Below are 22,237 nucleotides of genomic sequence, written 5' to 3' on the forward strand. Positions count from 1 at the left end.
GGGTGGCGCTGATGGCGCGGCGGGATCCGGTCGTCGTGGTCGGGGCGGGCCTGGGCGGCCTGTCAGCGGCGATCCACCTGGCGGGGCGGGGCCGTGAGGTGGTGGTGGTCGAGGCGCGGGACGAGCCGGGCGGATGCTGCGGGACGGCGAGCGCCGGCCCCTACCGGTTCGACACCGGCCCCTCCGTGCTGACCATGCCGGACGTGCTCGCCGAGACGTTCGGCGCGGCGGGGGAGGACCTGGAGAGCGTCCTGCCGCTGCGGCGCCTGGACCCGTTCTACCGGCTGGCCTTCCCCGACGGGTCCCGCCTGGACGTCGTCGCGGGCGCGCAGCGGATGGCGGACAGCGTCCGGGACCTGTGCGGCCCGGCGGAGGCGGCGCGGTACCTGCGGTTCCGGCGACGGCTCGGGAGGCTGTTCGAGGCGGAATGGTCGTCGTTCATCGACGCGGACATGACCCGGCTGCGCGGCATGGCCCGTCCGTATGCGCTGCTCAAACTGGCGGCGGCGGGCGGCTTCCGGCGCCTGGACAAGTACGTGACCGCCCACCTGACCGACGAACGGCTGATCAAGGCGCACACCTTCCAGGCCCTGTACGTGGGACTGCCTCCGCAGAGGGCGCTCGCCATCTACGCCGTCATCGCGCACATGGACACCGTCGGAGGCGTGTACTTCCCGTCCAGCGGCGGCATGCACGCCATCCCGCGGGCGATGGCGACCGTGGCGGAGAAGGCCGGCGCCTCGATCAGGTACGGCGTCCGCGCCGAGCGGGTGGAGGCCGGTGCGTCCGGGGTGACGGCGGTCCGGCTGGACGGCGGGGAGCGGCTGCCCGCGAGCCACGTCGTCATCGCCTGCGACCTGCCGCGCGCGCACGGCGGGCTGCTGCCCGAGGCGGCAAGCGACTGGCGGCTGCGCAGGCCGCGGTACTCGCCGTCCTGCCTGGTCATGCATTTCGGGATCGCCCGGCGGCCGCCGGGCCACGCGCACCACACCCTGCACTTCGGCCGCCAGTGGGCCGAGACGTTCGACGCCCTGGCGGCCGGACGGCCGCAGCCCGACCCGAGCCTGCTCGTCACCTGCCCGGAACCCGCCGAGCCCGCCGACCCCGCCGCGCCGGAGGGTCGTCCGACCCTGAGCGTCCTAGAACCGGTACCGAACCTGACCAGCGGAGCCGACTGGGATCTGCTCGGCCCGCGGCTGGAGGAACGCCTGCTGGCGCGCCTGGCCGACCTCGGCTATGAGGACCTGCGGGCGGCGCCGCGCATGACCTTCGACCCACCGGCGTGGGCGCGGCTCGGCCATTCGGCGGGCACGCCCTTCGCGCTTGACCACCGCTTCCGCCAGACGGCATGGCTGCGGCCCCGGGGCCGCAGCCGCCGCGTCCCCGGCCTGCACTTCGCGGGGATGCACACCGCGCCCGGCGTGGGCGTCCCACCCGTCCTGATCTCCGGGCGGCTGGCCGCCGCCCGGATCCTGGAGGACAGCCGATGACGCTGACCGCGAGCTACGAGCACTGCCGCCGCCTCAACGCCCGGCACGGCCGCTCGTTCTACCTGGCCACGCTGCTGCTGCCGGCGTGGAAACGCCGGCATGTGCACGCGCTGTACGGGTTCGCCCGGCACGTCGACGACATCGTCGACGAGAGCGGACCCGCGGGTGCGGCGGGACGGGCCGCGGCCCTCGACGCCGTGACCCGCCGGCTGGACGCCGCCACGGCGGGCGAGCCGGTGGACGACCCGGTCCTGCCCGCGTTCGCGCACACCGTGCGCTCCTTCGACGTCGACCGCGCGGACGTCGACGCGTTCCTGGCCTCGATGCGCAGCGACCTGACGGTCACCCGGTACGCCGCCTACGAAGACCTTCTCGGCTACATGGAAGGGTCGGCCGCCGCCATCGGACTCATGATGCTGCCCGTCCTGGAGACCGTGCCGGGCGCCGAGAAGGCCGCCCGGGAGCCCGCCCGGGAGCTCGGACGCGCGTTCCAGCTCACCAACTTCATCCGGGACGTCGCCGAGGACCTGCGGCGGGACCGCATCTACCTGCCCCAGGACGACCTGGCCGCCTTCGGCGTGACCGAGGCCGACCTAGCCGGCGGCGCCTGCACCCGGGCCGTGCGGGAACTCGTGGCCTTCGAGGCCGACCGGGCCCGCGGCCACTACCGCCGCGCCCTGGACGGGGTGATGCTGCTGGCGCCGTCCTCCCGGCCCTGCATCCGCGCCGCGTACGAGCTGTACGGCGGGATCCTCGGCCGGATCGCCGCGGCCGACCACGACGTGCTGACCGCCCGCGCCCGCGTGCCGAGGCGGCGGCGCGCCGCGATCTACGCGCGGCACCTGCTGGCGGCGTCCGCCGCGGGCCGGGCCGAGCGGCGCGTCACCGCCGGGGCGCGCTGAGATGGCCGCTCGCCGGACCCCGGTGGTCCTGGACGCGATGGGCGGCGACCACGGACCGGACCGGACGGTGCCGGGAGCGCTGGCCGCGCATCGCGAGCACGGGGTGCCGGTGATCCTGGTGGGCCGGGCCGACGAGATCCACCGGCGGCTTCGGCGGCACGGCGCCTCCGGGGAGGTGGAGGTGTGGCACGCCGACGACGCCGTCCCCATGACCGAGCGGGGCGGGCGCACCGCGTTCCGGCGGGCGTCGAGCCTGATGGTGGGCTGTGAGCTGGCCGGGCGGAAGGGGCTGCCGTTCGTCTCGGCCGGACCCACCGGGGCGGTGGTGGCGGGCGCCGTCCGCGCCCTCGGACGGCGGGAGGGCGTGCGGCGTCCGGCGCTGGCCGTGGCGCTGCCGACCGTGTCGGGTTCCACCGTGCTGATCGACGCGGGCGGCACCGCCGACCCGACGGCGGAGATGCTCGCGCAGTTCGCGACGCTGGGCGCCGCCTACGCGCGCGACGTCCTCGGCGTCCGCGACCCGTCGGTCGGGCTGCTGTCCATCGGCGCCGAGCCGGGCAAGGGCAACCGGCTCGTCCGGGACGCCGCCCGGCTGCTGCCGGACCTGCCGGTCCGCTTCCACGGCAACGTCGAAGGACACGACGTGCTCGCGGGCACCGTCGACGTGGTCGTGACGGACGGGTTCACCGGCAACGTCGTGCTGAAGAACATCGAGGGCTGCGTCCGCGCCGTCCTGGGGTTGGCGGCCGATGCCGGGATCGCCGACACCGGGCCTTTGGAGGAGGTCGCGCGGCTGTACGCGGCCGACACGCACGGGGGCGCCGCGCTGCTCGGACTGACCGGGACGGTCGTCGTCGCGCACGGCTCGTCGAGCCCGGCCGCCATCGCCCGCGCGTGCGCGGTGGCGTCCGACCTGGCCGCCGGGCACGCGCCCGTGCACGTTCCTCGCGCGGCGGGGCGGGGCCGGTGAGCGGGTCAGGCCCGGCCGGGGCGCAGCGGGTCGCGGCCGTCCCAGGTCCCCGCGCTCCCGAACGGGCTGAAACGGGCGAAGAGCTCCTCGCTGTACCAGGCTTCGCGGCGGACGCGTCCGATGACGTCGCGGTGCGCGGCCGCCCGGTAGGCGAAGCGGGCGATGGCCTGCTCGTCGTCCCACAGCGAGAAGGTCGCCTGCCGGGCGAGCGGCCACTCGCCCACCCCGATCGAGGCGATGCAGGCGTCCTGGCGGCGGAGCAGGCGGTCCACGTCGGGGATCGAGCGGTAGAACGCCGGGAGCCGCCGCGGGCGGATCGACGCCCTGGTCAGCACGGCCACCGGCCCGTGCGGCGGCCCGTGCGGCGGCCCTTGCGGCGGCGCGGGCGGTGGCGCGGGCGGGCCCGGGGCGGCTCCGGCGAGCGGGTCGTGCCCGCCCCAGGCGCCGCGCGAGGCCAGCGGGACGAGGCGGACGTGCCAGGACTCCACGGCCTCGTCGCGCCAGCGCGCCGCGACCGGGGAGCGCTCCAGGAAACGGTCCAGGGCCCGCTCGCCGTCCCAGACCGCGAACAGCGCCCAGCGGCGCAGGTCGGCGCTCAGGCTCATGGACCGGCCCTTCCCCGTGCCGAGGAGCCGCCAGAACCGCAGGCCGCCGGTGCCGCGCAGCACCGGACGGTCGAACGCCATGTGCCGCATGGCGTCCAGGCCCGCGTACCGGATGAGGTGAAACGAGGCGATGATCCCAGTGCTGGTGGCGGTCATCAGCGGCTACCTGCTCGGCTCGGTGCCGGTCGCGGTGCTCGTCGGACGCGCCCACGGCTTCGACCCGCGCGACGTCGGCGACCGCAACCCGGGCTTCTGGAACATGAGGGAACAGCTCGGCTGGAAGGCCGCCGTGCCCGTCTTCGCCGGAGACATGCTCAAGGGGACGCTGGCCGGGCTGGCCGGGCTGCTGGTGAGCGGGGCCGAGACGGGCGCGCTCGGATCGGCGGCCGGGGCGAGCGCCCCGCCGGTGTACGCGGCGGTGGCCGCGGCCATGGCGGGCCACGCCTGGCCGCTGTTCGCCGGTCGGCGGGGCGGACGCTCCATCCTCACATTCGCCGGGGGATTCGCCGTGATCTGCCCGCCTGCCTTCGTGCTCGGCCTCGCGTTGCTCGTCGTGGCCGGGACGGCCTTCCGCTCGTTCGCCTGGGGCGCCCGCCTCGCGGTGTTCTCCCTGCCGGTGCTGCAGTTGTTCGTCGCGCCGGTCGGGCAGGTCGCGGGCACCGGGGCGCTGATGTGCCTCATCGGGCTGCGCTTCGGACAGGCCGCCGTGACGGGCCGCCGGGCCTGACCGCCGCCCGGCCGTAGCGGCGGCCGCGCCAGGTCCGCGTCGGCAGCAGCGCCGACCGCGTCAACCGGACGGCCGCGGCCGCGTCCAGCAGCGGAGACGCCATGAGGCCCACGCCCGGCCGCGCGTAGCTTCCCCGCAGCGCGGCCACGAGGAGGAACCGCTGCGCCAGCAGGGCCAGGTCGAGCGGGGCGGGACGTCCCGCCGCCAGCCGCAGGACGGGAAGCGCGGCGGCCAGCCAGACCACGCCCAGGTCCCCGGCCAGCCGGGCCGCCGAGGTCACGTCCCGCAGCGCGATCGAGCGGCCCCACTGGCGCCACACGTCGGCGACCGACTCGTGCATGTCGACCTCCAGCAGGGCGCCCGCGTCCCGGAAGGCGACCCGCCAGCCATCCCGGGCCAGGGCGCGTCCGAGCGCCACGTCGTCGGTCAGGTGGCGGCGGATCCGCGCGAACCCGTCTGCCTCGACCATCCGGGCCTTGCGGAACGCCAGGCATTGGCCGTTGACCAGCAACCGGTCCACGGACACGGCCTCTGGCCCGAGCGGGCCGAACCGGTAGACGAGCGTGGCGAGCAACGACGCGTGCAGCGCCTGCTCGACCGCGCCGCCGCAGACGAACCGCGGCCCAGCGGACACCAGGTCGTAGGCGTCAAGGAGGGCCGCCAGCTCCGCGCACAGGCCGGGCTTGGGACGCGTGTCGGCGTCCAGCAGGACCACGATCGGCCCCGCCGCCGCGCGCACGCCCTGGTGCAGCGCCCACTGCTTGCCGACCCACCCGGCGGGCGGCGGGGCACCGGAGACGACCGTGGCGCCGAGCCGCCGGGCCAGTTCGGCGGTGCCGTCGTGGGACTCGTCGTCCACGACGATCACCTCGCGCACCGCCGGGTCGGCGAGCAACGGTGCGACGCAGCCCGCGAGGCGGGACTCCTCGTCGCGCGCCGGGATCACCACGGACACCGGCTCCGGCGGGGGCCTGGACGGATCCGGCGCCAGCGCGGCGGGGCGGGTCCGTCCGCGCGCCAGCCGCACCGCCACGACCGCGGCGGCGACCGCCTGCGCCACGGTCAGCGGCCTCACCGCCACTGCCCTCTTCCCACGCGGTACTCGGCGAAATCCTCCTCGACCAGGGACGCGACGATCCGCCCGCCCATGGCGACCAGCGGCAGCCCGCCGCCCGGATGCGCCGACCCGCCCACCAGGTACAACCCGCGCCGCGGGCCGCGGTTGCCGGGCCTGCGGAACGGCGCGAACCGGCCCCGGTAGGCACTGCCGTAGATCGCCCCGCCCCACGCCCCGTACCGGTCCCGCAGATCCGCCGGGGTGAAGGTCTCCACGAACCGGAGCCGTCCCGACAGGTCGTGCCCGCGCCGCGCCAGCAGCTCCAGCACCAGGTCCCGGTAGGACTCGACGGACATCGGCCACCGGCCCGGATCCCGGGCGGGGACGTTGACCAGCATCACCCAGTTCTCGGCTCCGGCCGGCGCCTGCGAGGGGTCGTCCACCGCCGAGCAGCCGATGTAGACGGTGGGGTCGGTCGCCGGAGTCCGCTCCCGGAAGACGGCGTCGAACTCCCGCCGGTAGTCGGCCGAGAAGACGACCGAATGGTGCGGCAGCCCCGGCGTCCGGCCCTCCACGCCGGCCAGCAGCAGCAGCGCCGAGGACGACAGGCCGAGACCGGCGATCCGCCGCAGCCTGCGCCGGTCCGGCAGCAACCGGCCGTACAGCGCCGCCGCGTCGGCGTTGACCACCACCGCGTCGGCCGCCACCCGCTCACCCGACGCCAGCCGCACGCCGGACACCGCCGCGCGGTCGGCGATCACCTCGGCCACCTCGGCGCCGGTGCGGACCTCGACGCCCGCCGCCGCCAGCGCCCCGGCCAGGTCGTCGGCGATCCGCGGCAGCCCGCCCGGCACGTACCAGCCGCCCTCATCGTGCTCGATCGCCGGGACGCAGCCGAGCGCGGCCGGGGCCCGGTACGGGCTCGACCCCGCGTAGGTCGCGTAGCGGCCGACGTACTGGCGCAGCCGCGGATCGGCGAAGAAGCGGCGCGCCAGCCCGTCCAGCGTCCGGCCCGGCGCGACGGCGAGCAGATCGCCGATCCGCGCGTGCTCGGGCGGACGGCCCAGCGGCCCGGCGAAGAACGTCCGGCGCGACGCCGCGAGGCACTCCCGCGCCCAGCCGTGGAAGGCCCGCCACGCCGCCCCCTGGCCCGGCGCCAGGGACTCCACCTGCTCCTCCATCCGGACCGGATCGCGGAACGCGCGCAGCCGCGACCCGTCGGCGAAGCGGTAGAGGCACAGCTCCTCCGGCTCCACCATCGCGCGTCCGATACCGAGTTCTCTGAACACCTGGGGCATGGTGAGCAGCGACGGGCCGAGCGAGAACACGAACCCGTCGCGCTCGTACTCGGCCAGCTTCCCGCCGAGCCCGTCGAGCCGCTCGAACAACCGGACCGCATGCCCGCCGCGCGCCAGCAGCAGCGCGGCGACCATCCCGCCGACCCCGCCCCCGACCACGATCACCTCCGCCATACCCGCCACCCCGCTACCCGCCATCGCGCTGTGCGCCACCCCGCTGGCCGTGGCCGCCACCCCGCTGCCCGCCGTCGCGCTGCCCGCCGTCGCGCTGCCCGCCGTCGCGCTGGCCGCTCTCCCGTTGGCCGCCATCCCCCTGTGCGCGAGCCCGCTGTGCGCCATCCCCCTGTGCGCCATCCCCCTGTGCGCCATCCCCCTGTGCGCGAGCCCCCTGTGCGCGAGCCCGCTGTGCGCGAGCCCGCTGTGCGCGAGCCCGCTGTGCGCCACCCGGCTCCGCGCCACCCGGCTGTGCCCCACCCCGATGCGCGGCTCCGCGCCCGCTTTCTCGCAGGCGGCGGTCTCACGGCCTGCCGCCGTCTGAACGCCAGCACCGCCGCCGGGACGGCGAACACGCCCATCGCCGCGCCACCGGTCACCGCGACGAGCCGGTCCGGCGGATCGAACACCGCCGCGAACGCGAGCGTCTCCATCGCCGCCATCACCCCGTAGGACGCTACGAGCCACCCTGACGCGTCCGGCCCCCACTCCACGATCGGCTCCACCACGGCCATCAGCAGTGCCGACACCGCCAGCCACCCGGCGAAGTTGCTGACGGGCACACCCCGGTACATCCCGCCGTCAGTCCACGTCCACAGGCCCTGCCGCACCATCTGCGGATCAAGGAACAGATCCCACGCGGTCAGTGCTGCCGCGCCTACGGCCACGCGCGCCGTCCTCCACTCGGCCGGGACGATCGCCGCCGCCACCGCGTGCGACGCCAGCCCCATCCCGGCCCACGCCCCCGGTACCGCCACCGGAACCCCGCCCAACTGCGGCCGCAGCACCGGTGTGTACGCGTACCTCCCGAACGGGACACCGGTTCGCATCCCGACCGACTCCGCCGCGTAACCCACCGCCGCCGCCGCTCCGACGGCCCCGGCGGCACGCCCGAGGCCCCGCCGCGACGCGACGAAGCATGCCGCTCCCGCCGCCAGCAGACCCACCACCGGACCGGTCAGCGGCACCGGATCCGAGACCACCCCAGACGCCACCTGAGCAGCGACCATTCCGGCGAGGCACCCGGCACCGACCACCACCAGCCCGTCCGTCTCCGGACCGCCCCGCCTGCCCGGACCGCCCCGCCCGCCCCGCCCGCCCGGACCGCCCGAACCGCCCCGCCCGCCCGGACCGGCCCGTCCGTCCGCCCCCGGATTGCTCCGCCCGCCCGTCCCCGGACCGGCCCGTCTGTTCGCCCCCGGACCGGCCCGCCGGGACCCCACGGCGCGGCTCCCGCGCATCGATTCCACACGTCTTCTTCGGAGCGCGCCCGCGCCCCGGATGCCCGCCTCCCCGAATCTCGCGGGTGGAAGGGGAAGCGGCTCCAGCCAAGGAGATGCGCGGCGACGTGCGCGATGTCGACGACACCGCCAGGTCAGGGCAGGACTCACCTGTCGATCTTTCAGATGGCTGTGTTGAGATATCTGAGTCTGGACATTGAGATTTCAATGCCTTAGGTTGCGACGACACGCTGGCCATCGAGATCAAGGGATTAGCGAGATGCGCCGAACCGTCCTCCTTCTGACCGCAGGGATCCTTGGTGCGACCATGGCCGCCGGCTGCGGCGGCCACGACGATGACTCGGGGGCGTCGTCCGCGAAGGCGAAGCTGCCGGACGGGCCGATCGTCATCGGGATGGCCGTCGCGCGTTCCGGGTTCGCCGCGGCCTACGACCTCGGGCCGTCCCGCGGCGCCGAACTCGCCGTCGCGGACATCAACGCCCGCGGCGGCGTCCTGGGCCACCGCCTCGAGCTCAAGTACGGCGACACCAAATCCGACCGGGCGCTCGGGACCACCGTGGGCATCGACCTGCTGTCGCGCGGGGCGAAGGCCATGTTCGTCACCTGCGACTTCGACCTTGGCAGCCCCGCGGCCATCGCGGCGACCGGCAAGAAGATCGTGGCGGTGTCGCCCTGTGCGGGCTCCTCGCAGTTCGACGTGCCCACGCTGGGTCCGCTCGCGTACTCCATGGGCACCAAGAGCGCGGCCGGGGCGACGAACGTGGCCCGGTTCGCCTATGACAAGGGCTACCGGAAGGCGTACCTCTGGCGCGACCCGAGCATCACGCACACGAAGGAGACCTGCGCCGCGTTCGAGTCGACGTTCGGCGCCCAGCCGCAGGCCGAGGTGGTCGGGAGCGACACGATCCAGCAGAAGGACACGTCGTTCGCCGGTCAGATCGCGCGGCTGCGCGCGTCCGGCGCCGACGTGCTGGAGCTGTGCAGCTACAACCCGGGAGCGGGCACGGCCCTGCGCCAGCTCCGAGCCGCGGGCGTCGACATCCCGGTGGTGTCGAACATGTCCATGGACGGCGACTACTGGCTGAAGGGCGTCCCGGACCTGAAGAACTTCTACTACGACGCCTTCGCGTCGCTGTACGGCGACGATCCGCGCGCGGACGTGAACGACTTCTTCGCGCGCTACAAGGCGAAGTTCGGCGAGCGCGCCGTCACGTCCTACGCGCTCACCGGCTACGCGACGGTCCAGGTGATCGCCAAGGCGATCGAGACGGCGCAGACGACCAGCGGGCCCGCGCTGGCGAAGGCGATCGACGGCCTCGGCTCGTACGAGACGATCGCCGGCCCCACCGGGTACGGCGCGAAGCAGCACATCGTGACCGAGCGTCCTTCAACGATCTTGAGCGTCGAGGGCGGCCGGACCAGCGTGGTCGCGACCTACGCCGGCGGACGCAAGATCAAGGAGGGCTGAGCCGGATGCGTCAGCTGCTCCGCACGAGCCACGTCACCGTGCGCTTCGCGGGACTGTGTGCGCTGGACGACGTCGGCCTCGAACTGGGCGACGGTGAGATCCTCGGGCTGATCGGGCCGAACGGCGCCGGGAAGACGACGCTGCTCAACGTGCTGTCGGGCTTCCAGCGCCCCACCGCGGGCGAGGTCGAGCTCGACGGCCGCCGGATCACCGGCTGGGACGCCCCGCGCCGGGCGAGGGCGGGCATCAGCCGGACGTTCCAGGACGTCCGGCTCTTCCCGGACATGACCGTCCGCGAGAACTGCGAGGCGGCCGTGATCGGCTCCGGTGGAACGTGGCCGGCCGCACGCGCACGCGCGGGCCGGGCGCTGGACTGGTTCGACCTGGAAGGGAGCGCCGACGTCCTCGCCCGTGACCTGCCGTACGGAGCGGAGAGGCGGGTCGGCATGGCCCGGGCCCTCTGCGCTCGGCCACGGGTGCTTCTGCTCGACGAGCCGGCGGCGGGCCTCAACGACGACGAGAGCGCCGCGATGGCACGGACCGTGCGGCGGATCCACGAGGAGATCGGCTGCGCGATCGTCGTGATCGAGCACGACGTGCGCGTGATCCTCAGCCTGTGCGACCGCGTGCACGTCCTCGACCACGGCGTCACGCTCCGGGTCGGCAGCCCGGACGAGATCCGGACGGATCCCGAGGTCGTGTCCGCTTATCTCGGGGCGGAGGCGATGGAATGACGCTGCTCGAAGTATCCGACCTGCGCGTCTCGTACGGGCCGATCGACGCCGTGAAGGGTGTCTCGCTCCGCGTCGAGCGGGGCGACGTGGTCGCGATCGTCGGTCCGAACGGAGCCGGGAAGTCCAGCACCATGCTGGCGATCCAAGGTCTGGTCCGAGCGCGGAGCGGATCGGTCCGCTGGCGCGGCACGGACATCACGGGCTGGGCGCCCGAGCGCAGGGCGCGGGCGGGGATCTCGTTCGTCCCGGAGTCGCGCGGCGTCTTCTGCACGCTGTCGATCGGTGAGAACCTCCGCCTCGCCGGCTGCGCGTTGGCCAAGGGCGCCGACGTCGCCGAACGTGTGGAGCTGGCCTTGCGGCACTTTCCCGCGCTGGCGGATCGCCTCTCCGAGCGGGCGGCGGTCCTGTCCGGCGGCGAGTGCCAGCAGCTCGCGATCGGCCGGGCCCTGGTGGCCGCGCCGGACCTGCTCGTCCTCGACGAGCCTTCGCTCGGGCTCGCCCCGGTCGTGCTCGACGAGCTGTTCGCCGCCCTCGCCGCGCTCCGCGACGAGGGCCTGACGATCCTGCTCGTCGAGCAGAACGTCGCACGCGCGGTGAAGCTCGCCGACCATCTTTTCTCGCTGCGAGGAGGCGTGATCGAACGCGTGGACGACCCCGCCGAACTGCTGCGGAACCCCGCCCTGCGGGCCCGGCACCTGGGCATGGGGTGAGCGCGGTGGCCCAGAACCTCGTCAACGCGCTGAGCCTCGGCAGCCTCTACGCCCTGATCGCCCTCGGCATCGCGCTGCTGTTCAGCATCATGGGACTGATCAACTTCGCGCACGGCGAGCTGATCATGATCGGCGGGTACGCGCTGCTGTGGTTCGCCGCCCTGCCGTTCGCCGTGACGGCGGTGCTCGTCGTGGCGGTCGTCATCGGATGCGCGCTCGCGATGGAACGGCTCGCCTTCCGCTCCGTGCGCGGGGCCAGCGGGGAGACGCTGCTGATGACCTCCTTCGCCCTCAGCCTGTTCGTCCAGGGCGGCGCGCTGCTGTTCGAGGGCGCCGACCCGAAGAGCGCCGACGTGCTCGGGAGCCTCGGCGCGAGCACGGAGGTGGCGGGACTGACCGTCGGCAGGCTCGACATAGCGATCATCGGTGTTACCGCTGTGCTGCTGCTGGGACTCGCATGGTTCCTGCGTGCCACGCCGCTTGGCGTCCAGATGCGCGCCGCGGCCGAGGACTTCAGGACGGCCCGCGCGCTCGGCGTGCGCGCGAACCTCGTCGTCGCCGCCGCGTTCGGCGTGAGCGGCGCGTTCGCCGCGATCGCGGCGATCTTCCTGGTGGCGAGCACGGGCACGCTGACGCCGGGCATGGGCCTGCGGCCGGTGCTCGTCGGATTCGTCGCGGTCGTGCTCGGCGGGCTCGGACGGCTGTGGGCCGCGGCCCTCGGCGCGTACGTGCTCGCGCTGCTCACGGTGATGCTTCAGGCATATCTGCCGGGAGGTGTGGTGCCCTATCAAGACGCTTTGGTGTACCTCGGGATCGTCGTGATCCTCATGTTCCGCCCGCACGGCATCGCGGGCCGCCCCGGGGCGGTGCGCGTATGACCGCCCCCCGACCCGACCCGCAGGCAACCGGCGCGCAGAGAACCGCCCCGCAGGCAGCCGACCCGCAGACGACCGACCCGCAGGCAGCCAGCGCGCAGACGACCAGCGGGCGGGGGGTCGGTGCGCGGATGGGCCTGCGGCCTTCGGTGCTCGCGCGCAGCGCGCCCGCCGTCGTCTGCAGTCTGCTGGTGCTCGCGGTCAGCGGCCTGGCCCTGCTCGGTTCGGAGACGACCCAGCGGACGGCCACGCAGATGCTCGTGATGGGCGTCATCACCGTCGGCACGTACATCTACGTCGGCAATTCCGGCGTGCTGTCCTTCGGCCACGTCGTGTTCGTCGCCGTGGGCGCGTACACCACGGCGTTGACGACCCTTCCTCGGGGCCTGAAGCAGGCGCTGCTGCCCGCGCTTCCCGGCTGGCTCGCGGAACTCGAACTCGGCCTCCCCGCGGCGCTGCTCCTTTCCGGTCTGCTCTCGGTGCTGGTCGCGGCCCTCTTCGCGCTGCTGACCCTGCGCCTGGACGGGATGGCGGCCGGAATCGCGAGCCTGGCTCTGCTGATCAGCGTCAACGTGGTGATCAGCAACTGGGACGCGGTCACGCGCGGCTCGCAGGGGATAGTGGGGATCCCGGCCGACCTCACCATCGGGACCGCCGTCCCCTGGCTCATCGGCGCGATCGCCGTCGCTCTGACCTACCAGTCGAGCCGATCCGGCTTCCGGCTGCGAGCCTCCCGCGAGGATCCCGTCGCCGCCGCGGCGCTCGGGATCCGCATCCGCCGCGACCGTTCGGTCGCGCTCGTCATCAGCGCGTTCGTGTGCGGCGTCGGCGGCGGCCTGTACGCCCGCTTCCTCGGAGCGCTGACACCGGGCGACGTCTACCTCCAGCTCACGCTGCTCACGCTGCTGATGCTGATAGTCGGCGGGATACGAAGTCTGAGCGGGGCTGTCGTCGGGACGCTCTTCATCTCCGTCCTGGCGGAGCTACTGCGAAGGATCGAGGCCGGAGGCGGCGTGGGCCCGGTCGAGATCCACCCGCACCCCGGCATCCAGCAGTTGATCCTCGCCCTCACGCTGCTGCTGACCTTGCTCCTGCGTCCCGGCGGGATCACCTCGGGCCGTGAACTCGGCTTCGCGCCGCCCGGCTGGCTCGGCGCCCACCGAAAGGACCCGCGTCCTGGGCCGACGGTGGACGACCCGGCCCCGCACTCGGACCCGCCCCCGCGTTCGGATCCGGCCCTGCGCCCGGATCCGGCCCTGCGCTCGGAACCGGTCCAGTGCTCGGATCCGGCCACGCCGCGCGCTGAGCGGCATGACGTCCCACCGCCGAAACAAGATCATCCCTAGCGGGACCCTCAGCAGGACCATCGCGCTGGCCTCAAGAGAATGCCAACGCCATTTGCTGATATCTCAACTCGTTCTTATTGTAATCTCAGACCCAATGAAGGAGATCCCCGTGGCCCTCAGTCCCGATCTTCGACCGGCCGGGTGGCGGGTCGGCGCCGACATCGGCGGGACCTTCACCGACGTCATCGCACTGGGGCCGGCCGGAGAGGTCGTGCCGATGAAGGTTCCGTCCACGCCGCCGGACTACGGCTTCGGCGTGGTCTCGGCGACCACCGACGTGCTCTCCTCGGCGGGTGCCCGGCCGGAGGCCGTCGTCGCGATGCTGCACGGCACGACCGTGGCCACCAACGCGATCCTGTCGATGAGCGGCGTCCGCACGGCGGTGGTCACCACCCGCGGCTTCCGCGACGTGCTGGAGATCGGACGCCTCCGCCGACCGGTGCTCTACGACCTCTCGTGGTCCAAGCCCGAGCCGCTCGCCCGGCGGCGGAACCGGTACGAACTCGGCCAGCGGATCACCGCCGACGGACGTCTCGACCCGCCGACAGATGAGGACGAGGTGCTCGCCCTGGCCGCCCGGCTGCGCGCGGACGGCGTCGAAGCGGTGGCCGTTTGCCTGCTCAACTCCTATGTCCGGCCGGACGAGGAGCGGCGGGTCGCCGAGCTGCTGCGAGCCGAACTGCCCGGTGTGTACGTCACGGCGTCGGTCGATGTGTCTCCGCAGCCGCACGAGTACGAACGCACGAGCACGGCGACGGTCAACGCCTACGTCGGTCCCGCCGTCCACGGCTACCTGACCCGGTTGGAAGCGGGTCTGCGGGATGCCAAGGTGAGCGCCCCGCTGCTGGTCATGCAGTCCAGCGGCGGACTGCTCGACGCGGCCTCGGTCGCGCGGCGTCCGGTGCAGATCATCGAGTCCGGTCCCGCCGCCGGCGTCACCGCCGTGCAGAAGCTCGCGCAGCTCATCGGCCTGTCCACGGTGGTCGCGTTCGACATGGGCGGGACGACGGCGAAGGCGTCCCTCATCGAGCACGGCGAGCCGTTCGTCTCGGTCGACTACGAGGTCGGCGGCGGCATGAACGTCGCCCGCGGCCTCAGCTCCGGCGCCGGGTATCCGGTGCGGGCGCCGTCGATCGACATCGCCGAGGTCGGCTCCGGAGGCGGCAGCATCATCTCCGTCGACGCGGCGGGCGCGCTTCACGTGGGGCCGTCCAGCGCCGGTTCGCTTCCCGGCCCCGCCTGCTACGGCAAGGGCGGTGAGCTGCCGACCCTGACGGATGCCAACGTGACGCTCGGATATCTCAGCCCGCAGGCGCTTGCAGGCGGCCGTGTGGCGATTCACCCGGACCTGGCCGAGCGGGCGCTGGCGCCGGTGGCCGAGCGGCTCGGCGACGACGTGCCCGCCGCCGCGCGCGGCGCGTACCAGGTCGCGGTGTCCAGCATGACGACCGCGGTCAAGGCGGTGACCAGCGAACGGGGCCGCGACCCGCGGGAGGCCACCATGGTGGCCTTCGGCGGCGCCGGTCCGCTCTACGCCGCCGCGCTGGCCCGCGAGCTCGGCATCTCGACCGTGATCGTGCCCGTGTACCCCGGGCTGTTCAGCAGCCTGGGCCTGCTCGTGGCCGACACCGAACGCCACGAGCTCACTCCGTACAGGACCGAGTTCGTAGAGGTGAGCGCGCTCGCCGCGGAGTTCGCGCGGCTGTCGGCGAAGGCGCGCGCCGACCTCGGAGCGGACTGCGTCGTGGACCGGCTCCTGGACGTGCGCTACCGCGGCCAGCGATTCGAACTGCGGATCCGGGTGCCCGACGGCGAGCTCAGTGATGACCTGCTCGCCGAGGTGCGCCAGCGGTTCCACGCCGAGCACAAGCGCACCTACGGCCGGGCCGGGACGGACGAACTGGTGGAGCTGGTCAACCTCCGGGTACGCGGCCGCGTGCCCACCCCAGTGTCCATCGCGGACGTGCTGGCCCTTCCCACCGCCACTGCCGCCACGACCGCCACCCCCGACGCCGCCGCGACCGCTGCCGCCGCCGCCACCGCCGCGACCGCCGCCGCTGGCGCCGCGACCGCCACCCCCGACGCCGCCGGGACCGCCACCCCCGACGCCGCCGCGACCGCTGCCACTGCCACCACCGCCGCGACCGCTGCCACCGCCGGCGCCGGCGCCGCTGCCACCGCCACCGCCAGCGCCGGTGCCGTCGCTGGCGGGGGCGCCGGGTGTGCCACTCGCGACTGCCGGTTCGCCGAGGTCGTGCCCACGCCCGTCGTCGGACGGTCCGACCTCGGCGCCGAACCCGTCGAGGGACCCATGGTCATCGAGGACATGGACGCCACCACGCTCGTCCCACCCGGTGCCCGGGTCCACCGCGACCGGTTCAACAACATCGTCATCACCTGGGGTGCCTCATGATCCGCGACGCCGTGACCTTCGAGGTCTTCCGCAACGCCGTCACCGGCCTCGCCGACGAGATGGCGATCACGATCGTCCGCACGGCGCACTCGCAGCTCGTCGCGTCGAGCATGGACTTCTCCGCCGCCCTGTGCGACGCTCGGGGCAGGGTGATCGCCCAGGCCAACACCCTGCCGGTGCACCTCGGCTCCATCCCGGACGCGATGGCGGAGATCCTCGACGAGTTCGGCGGCGGGATCCAGCCCGGAGACGTCTACCTGCTCAACGACCCGTCCCGGGGCGGCATGCACCTGCCCGACATCTTCGCGGTCGCGCCGGTGTTCACCGAGGAGACCCTCCTGGGCTTCGCGGTCACGGTCGTCAACCACACCGACGTCGGCGGCTGGGCGGCGGGCTCCATGGCAGTGCAGTCGACAAGTATCTTCGCCGAGGGCGTTCAGATACCACCGTCGCGCCTGGCCGAGGCGGGCACCCTGAATGAGACGTTCCTGCAACTGATTCTGCGCAACGTCCGCGAACCGGAGCTGCTGCGCGGTGACCTGGAATCCCAGCTCGCGGCCTGCCACACCGGGGCCGAGGGCCTGCGCGCCCTCGCGGCGCGGCACGGCGTCCGGCGGCTCGCCGACCTCGTCGACGAACTGCTCGACTACTCCGAGACCCTGCTGCGCGCCGCGCTCGCCGAGGCCGTCCCCGGCACCTACGAGTTCGTCGACCACATCGACGACGACGGCCTCGGGTCCGGCCCCATCCCGATCCACGTGCGGGCCACGCTGTCGTCGGACGGGATAGAACTCGACTTCACCGGCTCCGCGCCGCAGGTCGACTCCGCGCTCAACGCGACGTCCTCGTTCACCCGGTCCGCCGCCTACGCCGCCCTCCAGGGCGTCCTCGCCGCGGACATCCCGGCCAACAGCGGCTTCTACCGGCCGTTCAGCTTCGTCATCCCGGAGGCGTCCATCCTCAACGGGCGGCGGCCCGCCGCGCGCGGCGCCCGCGGCCTCGTCGGCTTCCGCATCATCGACGCGGTTCTCGGGGCGCTCGCCCCGGTGTTCCCGTCCCGGGTGCCCGCGGCCGGAGAGGGCGGGCCCGACGGGATCGCGATCGGTCTCGTCGGCCCGGACGGGGAGTCCATGGTGCTGTGGGACCCCCTGGCCGGAGCGTGGGGCGCCCGTCCCGACCGCGACGGCGTGGACGGGATCAGCTCGCTCGGCGCGAACCTGACCAACACGCCGGTCGAGGAGCTGGAACGCTCCGGGCACATCCGCATCGACGGTTACGGCTACCTCCCCGACAGCGGCGGGGCGGGCCGTTGGCGCGGCGGCCTCGCGACCTTCCGCGACATGACGCTGCTGGCGCCGGAGGCCAGCGTGCAGATCAGATCGGACCGGCGGAAGTTCCTGCCGTACGGGCTGGCCGGCGGCGCGCAGGGCACGCCCTCGCTCAATGTGCTCGACCTCGGCGGGCCCGGCGAACGCGTGCTGGAGTCCAAACCGCATTTCACGATGACCGCGGGAGCGCGCCACCGGCATGTGACCGCGGGCGGAGGCGGGCACGGCAGCCCGTTCGAGCGCAGCCCGCGGCGGGTGCTCGAAGACGTCCTCGACGGCAAGGTGACCCGCGAGGGAGCCGAACGGGACTACGGCGTCGTCATCACCGAGGACGGCGTGATCGACGCGTCCGCCACCGCCGCCATACGCGACCGGGCGCGCTGACATGCCTGTCAGCGGCGACCGGCGGTTTCACCTGGACGCCGCCGGCCATCACGACCACCATGGCCGCCGGACGCGGCGGCCGGACGGGAGCCTGTCATGACCACTGCACTGATCATCGGTGACATCCAGCGAGGCATCACGGGCGCCTACCCGTTCGCCCAGCGGGTCCGGCCGCCGCTCACCGAGCTGCTCCCGCGCGCCCGCGCGGCCGGGGCCCTGGTCGTGTTCGTGCACTTCGGCTTCCGCGGCAACGGGGCCGACCTGCCGCCGGGCAACGCGCTGTACCGGACGTTCTACGAGGCGGGCGACGCCTTCCACGAGGGATCGCCCGGAGCCGAGATCGACCTGCCGGTCGCCGCCGAGGACGTCGTCGTGCTGAAGCGGCGCGCCAGCGCGTTCGCCGGCACGGATCTCGACCTCGTGCTCCGCGCCCGCGGCGTCGACAGGATCGCGGTCGCCGGCGTCGCGACCTCCGCCATGGTCGCGGCGACGTGCTACGACGCGTCGGACCGCGGCTACCACGTGACCGTGCTGCGCGACGGCTGCGGCGACGGCGACCAGGCGGTCCACGACTTCTTCATGGACGCCGTCTTCCCCGGCCGCGGATTCGAGGTCGTGCCCTGCGCCGACTGGCCCGGTGGGACGGCGTGAACGCCGCGTTGCTCGACCGGCTCCAGGCGGAGCTCGACGAACGCCGGACGACCACCGGGCTGCGCCGCGACCTCGTGGTCTCCGGCGCCCAGGGCCCGACGCTCGGCGTGGACGGCGACACGCTCGTGAACCTCGCCTCGAACGACTACCTCGGGCTCGCCGGTGATCCCGAGGTCCTCGACGCGGCGCGGCGGGCCCTGCGCGACGGCGGGCTCGGCGTGGCGGCGGGACGCGTGCTCTGCGGCACCAGGGAGGTCCACCGAGAACTTGAGGCGAGCATCGCCGACCTCGTCGGAGCCGAGGACGCCGTCCTCTACGGCTCGTGCTTCGACGCGAACCTCGGCGTCTTCGACGCTCTGCTCGGCCCGGACGACGTCGTCCTCAGCGACGCGCTCAACCACGCCAGCCTGATCGACGGCATCCGCCTGGCCCGGGCCCGGCGGCGCGTCTTCGCCCACGCCGACCTCGACGACCTAGAGCGCCGCCTCGTCGAGTCCGCGGACGCGCGCCACCGGCTGATCGTCACCGACGGCGTCTTCAGCATGGACGGCGACGTCGCCGCGCTGCCGCGGCTCCGCGAGCTGGCGCGCCGCCACGACGCCGCGCTGCTGGTCGACGACTCGCACGCCACGGGCGTCCTGGGCACGACCGGCGCGGGCACCGCGGAGCACTTCGGGCTCGCGGGCCGGATCGACGTGCTGACCGGGACGCTCGGCAAGGCGCTGGGCGGCGGAGCGGGCGGTTTCGTCGCCGGTCCTCGCCCGATCGTGGAGACGCTGCGCCAGGTCTCGCGTCCGTACATCTTCACCAACGCGATGTCCCCTCCGCTGGCCGCCGCGGCGCTGACGGCGATCCGCGTCGCGCGGGACCGTCCCGGGCTGCGGGAGCGACTGGCCGCCAACACCGCCCGGTTCCGCGCGGCGTTGCGCGACCTCGGCTACGAGGTGCCGCCGGGGGAGCACCCGATCGTCCCCGTGATGCTGCGCGGCGGCACGCTGGCCCGCGACGTGGCGGCGGCGCTCCGCCGCGAGGGCGTCCTCGCCTTCGCGCTGTCGCACCCGGTCGTTCCGCTCGGCGAGGAGCGGATCCGGGTGCAGGTCTCGGCGGCGCACACGGCCGACCAGCTCGAACTCGCGGCGGCCGCCTTCGGGCGCGCGCGGGTCGGCACGGCCCGCTCGTGACCGCCGCCGAGGGGCTCCGGGCGCCCACCGGCGCCGACGGCCGCGAGCTCGACGGCCGGGTCGCGGTCGTGACCGGCGGCGCCAGCGGCATGGGCCTGGCGGTCACGCACGCGCTCGCCCGCCGCGGCGCGACCGTCGCGGTGTTCGACCTCGCCCCGCCGGATGCGCTCGGACTGGCGTCGACGCTGGCGGTGGACGCCGACCGCGTCCGGTCGGTCGCGGTGGACGTGACGGACGGCGACCGGGTCGACCACGCGTTCGCCGCGCTGTTGGAGGAGCGATCGCGGCTCGACATCCTGGTCAACGCGGCGGGTATCGCGCCACCGACCCCGTTCGAGGACATCACCGAGGCCGAGTGGAACCGCGTGCTCGCGGTCAACGTGCACGGGACGTTCCTGTGCTGCCGGCGGGCGCTGCCCGCGATGCGCGACGGCGGCTGGGGCCGCGTCGTCAACTTCTCCTCCACCGCGGGCAAGACCATCAGCACCGCGGGCGGCGCCCACTACACGACGGCGAAGCACGGCGTCCTCGGCCTCACCCGGCACCTGGCGAAGGTCGGCGGACCCGGTGGCGTCACGGTGAACGCCGTCTGCCCCGGTCTCATCGACACGCCGATGGCCCGCGGACTGCTGCCCGGAGACGAGCTCGAACGCGCCGCCCGGTCCTTCCCCGTGCCCCGCGTCGGACAGCCGTGGGAGGTCGCCGAACTCGTCGCTTTCCTGGCCTCCGACCGCGCGGCGTACATCACGGGCGCGGCCATCGATATCAACGGCGGCGACCTGATCGTCTGACACCGGCGCGGCGGACCCCCCGACGGACCTACCTGGAATCCCATGAAAGAGAGCACTCTGTGAGCACAGTGAGTACTTCGCCGGTCAGGACGATCCGGCACGTGATCGACGGCCGCGAAACCACAGGCGAGTCGAGCCGTACGGCCCCGGTGTGGAATCCCGCGACCGGCGAACACCAGGCCGACGTGCTGCTGGCCGAGCCCGGCGACGTCGACGCCGCGGTGCGGGCGGCGCGCACCGCCCTGGCGGACTGGGCCGAGACCTCCCTCATGCGCCGGTCGCGGCTGATGTTCGCCTTCCGCAACCTCGTCGAGAAGAATCTCGACGACCTCGCGCGGATCGTGTCCGCCGAGCACGGCAAGGTCCTCGACGACGCCAGGGGCGAACTCGTCCGCGGCCTGGAGGTGATCGACTTCGCCTGCGGGATTCCGCAGCTCCTCAAGGGCGAGTACTCCGACCAGGTCTCGTCCGGCGTGGACCTCTTCTCGTTCCGGCAGCCGCTCGGCGTCTGCGCCGGGATCACGCCGTTCAACTTCCCCGCGATGGTCCCGCTGTGGATGCACCCGATCGCGATCGCGACCGGCAACACGTTCGTGCTCAAGCCCTCCGAGCGCGACCCGTCGGCCTCCAACCTCATCGCCGAGCTCTACGCCGAGGCGGGCCTGCCGGACGGCGTCTTCAACATCGTCCACGGCGACAAGGTCGCGGTGGACGCGATCCTCGACCACCCGGACATCGCGGCGGTGTCGTTCGTCGGCTCGACGCCGATCGCCCGGTACGTGCACGAGCGCGCGACCGCCGGCGGCAAGCGCGTGCAGGCCCTCGGCGGCGCCAAGAACCACGCCGTCGTGCTGCCCGACGCCGACCTCGACCAGGCCGCCGATCATCTGGTCGCCGCCGGGTACGGCTCGGCGGGCCAGCGCTGCATGGCGATCTCGGTCGCCGTCGCGGTCGGCGCCGCGGCCGACCCGCTCGTCGAGCTCGTGCGCGAGAAGGCGCGCGCGATCAAGGTCGGGCCCGGGCTGGACGCCGGGTCCGAGATGGGCCCGGTCGTGTCGCCCGAGGCGCTCGCCCGGATCACGGACTACATCGGCTCCGGCGTCGCCGCGGGCGCCGACCTCGTGGTCGACGGGCGCGAACTGGACGTCGAGGGTGGCGGCTTCTTCGTCGGCCCGACGCTGTTCGACCGTGTCACACCCGAGATGGACGTCTACCGCGAGGAGATCTTCGGCCCCGTCGTCGCCGTCGTGCGGGTCGACACGTTGGAAGAGGCGATCGACCTCATCAACGGCAACGACCTGGCCAACGGCACGGCGATCTTCACCACCGGCGGCCATGCGGCCCGCCTCTTCCAGCGCTCCGTGCAGGTCGGGATGATCGGCGTCAACGTCCCGATCCCGGTGCCCATGGCGTTCTACTCGTTCGGCGGCTGGAAGGACTCGCTGTTCGGCGCCCACCACATCCACGGCCCCGAGGGCGTCGCGTTCTACACGCGCGCGAAGGCCGTCACCACCCGCTGGCCGGACGACAAGCCGGACAACGCGAAGGCAGAAGGCGCGAAGACGGAGGACGCGAAGGCCGGCCCCGACCTTCGCTTCCCGACGGCGGTCTGACCCGAACGCCCAGGCCCCTGGACCGGCACCACGCCGAACCAGGGGCCTGACCGCATCTAAGAAGCGGTCGTCCAGCCCCTGACCAGAAGGAGTTCCCGCCCGTGCCACCGCGCGCCGGGAGTGACGTCCCTGGCCATGGCACTGGCTCGCCGGGAACGCCTCCGGTCGTGGCGATGGGTGGCGGGAGCGGCATGCCCTGGGCTGGTCGGGTGACGTGCCCAGCCGTGTCCTGGTCCGGTG

At 73.9% G+C, this 22,237-nt stretch carries 19 protein-coding genes and 1 pseudogene; 16 read left to right on the forward strand and 4 right to left on the reverse strand.

Features of this window, described 5'->3' with window-relative positions:
* Nucleotides 1-11 precede the first annotated feature (11 nt).
* Genes crtI through FXF68_RS39830 form a run of 3 tightly spaced genes read left to right on the forward strand, consistent with a single transcriptional unit; the run spans nt 12 to nt 3,362 of the window.
* Nucleotides 12-1,490 carry a phytoene desaturase family protein gene (gene crtI, locus FXF68_RS39820; RefSeq protein ID WP_148768010.1) on the forward strand — a complete coding sequence of 493 codons (1,479 nt, stop codon included), beginning with the start codon at nt 12-14 and terminating at the stop codon, nt 1,488-1,490.
* Nucleotides 1,487-2,392, forward strand: coding sequence for a phytoene/squalene synthase family protein (locus FXF68_RS39825; protein ID WP_148768011.1), 906 nt, complete (start codon nt 1,487-1,489; stop codon nt 2,390-2,392). Before crtI ends, FXF68_RS39825 begins: the two co-directional genes overlap by 4 nt.
* 1 nt (nt 2,393) lies before the next feature.
* Complete coding sequence (locus FXF68_RS39830; protein ID WP_148768012.1) at nt 2,394-3,362, forward strand: phosphate acyltransferase; 969 nt, start codon at nt 2,394-2,396, stop codon at nt 3,360-3,362.
* Between the two features lie 5 nt (nt 3,363-3,367).
* Here the strand turns inward: FXF68_RS39830 and FXF68_RS39835 are convergent, their stop codons facing one another.
* Nucleotides 3,368-4,123 carry a spheroidene monooxygenase gene (locus FXF68_RS39835; RefSeq protein WP_246179202.1) on the reverse strand — a complete coding sequence of 252 codons (756 nt, stop codon included), beginning with the start codon at nt 4,121-4,123 and terminating at the stop codon, nt 3,368-3,370.
* Between FXF68_RS39835 and FXF68_RS39840 the strand changes: the two genes are divergently transcribed.
* On the forward strand, nt 4,098-4,694 hold the full coding sequence (locus FXF68_RS39840) for a glycerol-3-phosphate acyltransferase (protein ID WP_148768013.1): 597 nt from the start codon (nt 4,098-4,100) through the stop codon (nt 4,692-4,694). The genes FXF68_RS39835 and FXF68_RS39840 overlap by 26 nt on opposite strands.
* Here the strand turns inward: FXF68_RS39840 and FXF68_RS39845 are convergent.
* The gene (locus FXF68_RS39845; protein WP_246179203.1) at nt 4,645-5,769 is read right to left on the reverse strand and encodes a glycosyltransferase family 2 protein; all 1,125 of its coding nucleotides are present in this window, start codon (nt 5,767-5,769) and stop codon (nt 4,645-4,647) included. The genes FXF68_RS39840 and FXF68_RS39845 overlap by 50 nt on opposite strands.
* Nucleotides 5,766-7,223: a phytoene desaturase family protein gene (locus FXF68_RS39850; RefSeq protein ID WP_187438356.1), complete on the reverse strand. Its 1,458-nt coding sequence runs from the start codon at nt 7,221-7,223 to the stop codon at nt 5,766-5,768. Before FXF68_RS39850 ends, FXF68_RS39845 begins: the two co-directional genes overlap by 4 nt.
* Before the next feature lie 49 nt (nt 7,224-7,272).
* On the opposite strand from FXF68_RS39850, the gene FXF68_RS44320 reads away from it, so the two are divergent.
* Nucleotides 7,273-7,587 carry a hypothetical protein gene (locus FXF68_RS44320; RefSeq protein ID WP_246179212.1) on the forward strand — a complete coding sequence of 105 codons (315 nt, stop codon included), beginning with the start codon at nt 7,273-7,275 and terminating at the stop codon, nt 7,585-7,587.
* Nucleotides 7,588-7,741: 154 nt separating this feature from the next.
* Here FXF68_RS44320 and FXF68_RS44325 read toward each other — a convergent pair.
* Nucleotides 7,742-8,503: pseudogene (locus tag FXF68_RS44325) on the reverse strand (carotenoid biosynthesis protein); the annotation flags it as partial.
* A 307-nt stretch (nt 8,504-8,810) separates the two neighbouring features.
* On the opposite strand from FXF68_RS44325, the gene FXF68_RS39860 reads away from it, so the two are divergent.
* The 11 genes from FXF68_RS39860 (at nt 8,811) to FXF68_RS39910 (ending at nt 21,997) form a co-directional block, all read left to right on the forward strand.
* Nucleotides 8,811-9,971, forward strand: a complete 1,161-nt coding sequence (locus tag FXF68_RS39860; protein ID WP_187438357.1) for an ABC transporter substrate-binding protein — start codon at nt 8,811-8,813, stop codon at nt 9,969-9,971.
* 5 nt (nt 9,972-9,976) lie between these two features.
* The gene (locus FXF68_RS39865; RefSeq protein ID WP_148768015.1) at nt 9,977-10,705 is read left to right on the forward strand and encodes an ABC transporter ATP-binding protein; all 729 of its coding nucleotides are present in this window, start codon (nt 9,977-9,979) and stop codon (nt 10,703-10,705) included.
* Nucleotides 10,702-11,415 carry an ABC transporter ATP-binding protein gene (locus tag FXF68_RS39870; protein ID WP_148768016.1) on the forward strand — a complete coding sequence of 238 codons (714 nt, stop codon included), beginning with the start codon at nt 10,702-10,704 and terminating at the stop codon, nt 11,413-11,415. Before FXF68_RS39865 ends, FXF68_RS39870 begins: the two co-directional genes overlap by 4 nt.
* A 5-nt stretch (nt 11,416-11,420) precedes the next feature.
* Nucleotides 11,421-12,293 (forward strand): branched-chain amino acid ABC transporter permease, encoded by an 873-nt coding sequence (locus tag FXF68_RS39875; protein ID WP_222870322.1) that lies wholly within the window; start codon nt 11,421-11,423, stop codon nt 12,291-12,293.
* Nucleotides 12,290-13,636 carry a branched-chain amino acid ABC transporter permease gene (locus tag FXF68_RS39880; protein ID WP_148768018.1) on the forward strand — a complete coding sequence of 449 codons (1,347 nt, stop codon included), beginning with the start codon at nt 12,290-12,292 and terminating at the stop codon, nt 13,634-13,636. The genes FXF68_RS39875 and FXF68_RS39880 overlap by 4 nt, the downstream gene beginning before the upstream one ends.
* Before the next feature lie 94 nt (nt 13,637-13,730).
* Nucleotides 13,731-16,049 carry a hydantoinase/oxoprolinase family protein gene (locus tag FXF68_RS39885; RefSeq protein ID WP_222870323.1) on the forward strand — a complete coding sequence of 773 codons (2,319 nt, stop codon included), beginning with the start codon at nt 13,731-13,733 and terminating at the stop codon, nt 16,047-16,049.
* Complete coding sequence (locus FXF68_RS39890) at nt 16,046-17,761, forward strand: hydantoinase B/oxoprolinase family protein (RefSeq protein WP_148768019.1); 1,716 nt, start codon at nt 16,046-16,048, stop codon at nt 17,759-17,761. The genes FXF68_RS39885 and FXF68_RS39890 overlap by 4 nt, the downstream gene beginning before the upstream one ends.
* 96 nt (nt 17,762-17,857) lie before the next feature.
* Nucleotides 17,858-18,412, forward strand: coding sequence for a cysteine hydrolase family protein (locus FXF68_RS39895; protein ID WP_148768020.1), 555 nt, complete (start codon nt 17,858-17,860; stop codon nt 18,410-18,412).
* Nucleotides 18,409-19,593, forward strand: a complete 1,185-nt coding sequence (locus FXF68_RS39900; protein ID WP_148768021.1) for a glycine C-acetyltransferase — start codon at nt 18,409-18,411, stop codon at nt 19,591-19,593. The genes FXF68_RS39895 and FXF68_RS39900 overlap by 4 nt, the downstream gene beginning before the upstream one ends.
* Complete coding sequence (locus tag FXF68_RS39905) at nt 19,590-20,384, forward strand: SDR family NAD(P)-dependent oxidoreductase (protein ID WP_148768022.1); 795 nt, start codon at nt 19,590-19,592, stop codon at nt 20,382-20,384. The genes FXF68_RS39900 and FXF68_RS39905 overlap by 4 nt, the downstream gene beginning before the upstream one ends.
* Before the next feature lie 59 nt (nt 20,385-20,443).
* The gene (locus FXF68_RS39910) at nt 20,444-21,997 is read left to right on the forward strand and encodes a CoA-acylating methylmalonate-semialdehyde dehydrogenase (protein WP_425458664.1); all 1,554 of its coding nucleotides are present in this window, start codon (nt 20,444-20,446) and stop codon (nt 21,995-21,997) included.
* The last annotated feature ends 240 nt before the right edge of the window (nt 21,998-22,237 follow it).

The organism is Actinomadura decatromicini, from assembly GCF_008121305.1.
Taxonomy (GTDB): domain Bacteria; phylum Actinomycetota; class Actinomycetes; order Streptosporangiales; family Streptosporangiaceae; genus Spirillospora; species Spirillospora syzygii.

What these genes read in the sequence shown, in the direction of transcription:
- FXF68_RS39865 (WP_148768015.1), top strand. Translation starts at nt 9,977, where the DNA reads ATGCGTCAGCTGCTCCGCACGAGCCACGTCACCGTGCGCTTCGCGGGA.
- FXF68_RS39840 (WP_148768013.1), top strand. Translation starts at nt 4,098, where the DNA reads ATGATCCCAGTGCTGGTGGCGGTCATCAGCGGCTACCTGCTCGGCTCG.
- FXF68_RS39885 (WP_222870323.1), top strand. Translation starts at nt 13,731, where the DNA reads ATGAAGGAGATCCCCGTGGCCCTCAGTCCCGATCTTCGACCGGCCGGG.
- FXF68_RS39880 (WP_148768018.1), top strand. Translation starts at nt 12,290, where the DNA reads ATGACCGCCCCCCGACCCGACCCGCAGGCAACCGGCGCGCAGAGAACC.
- FXF68_RS39850 (WP_187438356.1), bottom strand. Translation starts at nt 7,223, where the DNA reads ATGGCGGAGGTGATCGTGGTCGGGGGCGGGGTCGGCGGGATGGTCGCC.
- FXF68_RS39895 (WP_148768020.1), top strand. Translation starts at nt 17,858, where the DNA reads ATGACCACTGCACTGATCATCGGTGACATCCAGCGAGGCATCACGGGC.
- FXF68_RS39870 (WP_148768016.1), top strand. Translation starts at nt 10,702, where the DNA reads ATGACGCTGCTCGAAGTATCCGACCTGCGCGTCTCGTACGGGCCGATC.
- FXF68_RS39890 (WP_148768019.1), top strand. Translation starts at nt 16,046, where the DNA reads ATGATCCGCGACGCCGTGACCTTCGAGGTCTTCCGCAACGCCGTCACC.
- FXF68_RS39825 (WP_148768011.1), top strand. Translation starts at nt 1,487, where the DNA reads ATGACGCTGACCGCGAGCTACGAGCACTGCCGCCGCCTCAACGCCCGG.
- FXF68_RS39860 (WP_187438357.1), top strand. Translation starts at nt 8,811, where the DNA reads ATGGCCGCCGGCTGCGGCGGCCACGACGATGACTCGGGGGCGTCGTCC.
- FXF68_RS39835 (WP_246179202.1), bottom strand. Translation starts at nt 4,123, where the DNA reads ATGACCGCCACCAGCACTGGGATCATCGCCTCGTTTCACCTCATCCGG.
- crtI (WP_148768010.1), top strand. Translation starts at nt 12, where the DNA reads ATGGCGCGGCGGGATCCGGTCGTCGTGGTCGGGGCGGGCCTGGGCGGC.
- FXF68_RS39830 (WP_148768012.1), top strand. Translation starts at nt 2,394, where the DNA reads ATGGCCGCTCGCCGGACCCCGGTGGTCCTGGACGCGATGGGCGGCGAC.